Source organism: Mameliella sp. AT18 (genome assembly GCF_028807275.1).
Lineage (GTDB): Bacteria > Pseudomonadota > Alphaproteobacteria > Rhodobacterales > Rhodobacteraceae > Antarctobacter > Antarctobacter albus.
This window is the reverse complement of sequence record NZ_JARAMO010000103.1, coordinates 1-2,968: the sequence shown is the minus strand read 5'-3', so window position 1 is coordinate 2,968 and position 2,968 is coordinate 1. Positions and strand designations below refer to the sequence as shown.

The 2,968-nt window shown below is 63.6% G+C and carries 3 protein-coding genes; all 3 read right to left on the bottom strand.

From position 1 onward, the window contains the following. Positions 1 to 119: 119 nt before the first annotated feature. Positions 120 to 1,166, bottom strand: a complete 1,047-nt coding sequence (locus tag PVW46_RS13305) for a tyrosine-type recombinase/integrase (protein ID WP_069210247.1) — start codon at positions 1,164 to 1,166, stop codon at positions 120 to 122. Positions 1,167 to 1,478: 312 nt separating this feature from the next. Continuing rightward, positions 1,479 to 1,823: a hypothetical protein gene (locus tag PVW46_RS13300; RefSeq protein ID WP_069210246.1), complete on the bottom strand. Its 345-nt coding sequence runs from the start codon at positions 1,821 to 1,823 to the stop codon at positions 1,479 to 1,481. Next, positions 1,820 to 2,932: a DUF5131 family protein gene (locus PVW46_RS13295; protein WP_069210245.1), complete on the bottom strand. Its 1,113-nt coding sequence runs from the start codon at positions 2,930 to 2,932 to the stop codon at positions 1,820 to 1,822. Before PVW46_RS13295 ends, PVW46_RS13300 begins: the two co-directional genes overlap by 4 nt. Between the last annotated feature and the right edge of the window lie 36 nt (positions 2,933 to 2,968).

Sequence of the window (2,968 nt, the reverse complement as noted above, 5' to 3'; positions counted from 1 at the left end):
CCGCTGCGTCACCACTCCGCCAACTCGCCTTATCAATGGCTTACGCCATTTGTGGTGCGGCGCTCCACACGCCTTGCCGCACTTTCTATTTTCGTTCTGTTCTGTTCGCAAGCCGAAAATCATCCTCGACGGCTCTGCGCTTCACGCGCTCTGACACGCTGGCGGACATGCCGCGTGTAGTGCTGGACCATCCGGGCGCTCTGGCCCGTGACAGCGGCGATCTGGTCGTCATCGCACCCGGCCAGCAGCAGCTCGACGGCGGCTGTGTAGCGCAGGGCGTGCAGGTCGTAGGCTTGCGCTCCGATGGCATCCCTGGCCGCGCGCATGGCGTCCGAGGCGCCTCGATATTCCCACTGCCCGGGCCGCTTGGTCTTGCTCATGTCCTTGGTCAGGATGAACAGGCCGCGACGCTCTGTTGCGGCCAGTGAAGCCGAGAGGTGCGGCGTCATGGGCAGGTACAGGGGCTTGCCGGTCTTGTCCTGCGTCACCCGGATTTCGTCGCCCTCGATGTGACCCCACTGCATTTTCAGAACGTCGCCGATCCGCTGGCCGGTGCCCAGGCACAATTCAAACAGCGTGCGTTCGCGCGTGCCGTAGGGATAGGCCTTGCGGAATGCCGCGACCTTGGTATCCGGCCACGGCTCGCGGTCCTTCTTTTCGTATTTCAGCGACTTGAGGCCCTTGGCCGGGTTTTCCTCTGCCTTGGTCAGCAGGCCTATGTCCTTGGCATGCTCCATCACGATGGACAGGACGCGGGTGCGGTAGTTGGCGAAATGAGCGCTCTTCGCATCCGCCCATGCGTCCCGCCATTTGATGACGTGGTGACGCTCGACCTGGCGCGGCGCCAAGTGTCCCAGCTTGTCCTCGAAATAGGGCAGGTGCTTTTCGTAATCGTCGCGGGTGCGGCGTTTCAGGTCGCGGTACTTCGGTGTTGCACGGTACGCCCGGATCACCGCGGCGATGTCCTTGCCGCCCCTGACCGGTGCCGGGCCGTTCAGCAACCGTTCGCGTTCCTGGTGCAGGGCAAACGGGATCTCCGCACCCTCCGGGAACTGGGTTTCAAGCCGGAATTCCACGATCCTGCCGCCGTATCGTTTCCGGAACAGAAGGACGCCGTCGCGCTTGCGGCGGTGGATATAGCTGGGGAGGTCGCGTCCTTTGGTCATGGGTCTATCAGATCGGCAGGGTTGGTGTTCTCATGAGGCTGTTGTGGGGCGAGTTTGTAAACCCATGCGCCATCGGGACCGCGTTCGACCGTGATGGCCACGCGCTCCTGGCGTGCCACCTGCGCCGCCTCCCGCAGGGCGCGCTCTGATAGAGGGCGGGGGGAGGTCATTGGGCGTCGTCCTTGCGCTCAAACGACTTTACGACCCAGCGATACGGAAGGACTGAGACGAGCCAAGAAGGCAGCGGATGCAGCCAATCCGGTGCCTCGTATAGGGCATTGCCAAGGCGCGTCAGTTCGAGTTTCCACGCCATCACCCTTCCCCCTTCTCGATAGCTGCGAGGATGGCGTCTGCCACCTCTCTGCATGTCCTGTACGCCCACCTGCATTCTACAACCCCCGCCGCCTCCCGCATCCCATCGGCCCGCGCCTGGGCGAGCTGGGCTTCGAGGGTGGCTATGCGGGCGCGCCAATACTTGTCCGCGCTCTCGTGAATATCGGCATCGACATAGCGATGAAATTCTCGGTCTCGCTCTTTGTCACCCTCCCATCGTGGAACAGTGCCCCATTCCGATAGGACCGCAGTCACAACACCTTGGTCGTGCTCTTCGCGCTCGGCCATCCAGATTTCGCGCGGCCAGTTCAGGTCGTCACTCATGTGCGCTCTCCCGGCATCCCGTCATGGGTCACGCCGTCCAGCGTTCGACCGGCGCGCTTCTTGCCGATGCGAAACATGGTCTGGCGGGTGGCGGCGAAGTTCTGCTGGACGGGATGCACCCATCTGTCCGCATCATCAAAACAGCCGAACGCGCTGCCATCGATGTCATCGCCCATGCCGTCGCCGGGGTGCCACTCGCCCCACTGCTTGAAATGGAACGGCACGTCAGCAGACGCGCACTGGTCGCGCAGGACTCGGAACCAGGCAGGATTGCTGGGCCGGGCGCCGGCGCCGCTCTCGCCGCCTGCGATGACCCAATGGATCTTGCCAGTGCGGTAGTATTCATCCGGGCCGTCCGGATCGCTGGGGTCGCAGGCGATACCGCGCAAAGCGGAAATGTCATGACCACGGTGATCCGTTACCAGTAGATTCACCGGCCCCAGCAGCGGCTCGCAGGACAGGAACCGGACATGGGCAGGTGTTGCCAGCAGGTCGGGGATCCGTTCATCTGCGCGAGCCTGATCCTCGACAGAGACGCCCATCCATACGTTCGGCAGAGGCCAGCGCGGCACTGTGCCATTCGCCGGGCCGTGGTCGCGCGCATTGCTTGGGTTGGACCATCCGTTGATATAGTTCGCGACCCAGACATCGGCCTCATCTCCGAACCGTGCTCCCGCTGCGCCAGACAACCGCTCGGCCGCCCCGTCGTGGGTCAGTTTCAGCATGTATTCCTGCATCCGCGCCGACCTCTTGGTGAGCACCTGGAAGTTGTGCTGCGGGGTTAGTGCCATGACGGCGAATATCGCGTCGATCCAGTCGTCGGGCACGTCCTCGTGGAAAAGGTCGCCGTGGGCGCAGACAAAGACGTTGCGGCCCCGGCGCCAGTGGATCGGCTGTTCCAGCCATTGGTCGTTCAGCCGCACCTTGCCGTTCCAGACGGGACCGGCGCGGCTGCTATCGGTCAGCCCGGCCCGGCTGGGGTGGTTGCGCAGACGGGTGCCTGCCAGCTTCATGGCGTAGCAGTTGGTGCAGCCCGGCGAGACCACGCTGCACCCGGTGATCGGGTTCCATGTGGCATCCGTCCATTCGATCTTGCTGTGCTCAGCCATTGTCGGCCCTCATCTGTTGCAGGGTGTCGGTCATCT

Bases quoted from the DNA above. Each gene is read 5' to 3' on its own strand.
- PVW46_RS13295 (WP_069210245.1), bottom strand. From the start codon at position 2,932: ATGGCTGAGCACAGCAAGATCGAATGGACGGATGCCACATGGAACCCG.
- PVW46_RS13300 (WP_069210246.1), bottom strand. From the start codon at position 1,823: ATGAGTGACGACCTGAACTGGCCGCGCGAAATCTGGATGGCCGAGCGC.
- PVW46_RS13305 (WP_069210247.1), bottom strand. From the start codon at position 1,166: ATGACCAAAGGACGCGACCTCCCCAGCTATATCCACCGCCGCAAGCGC.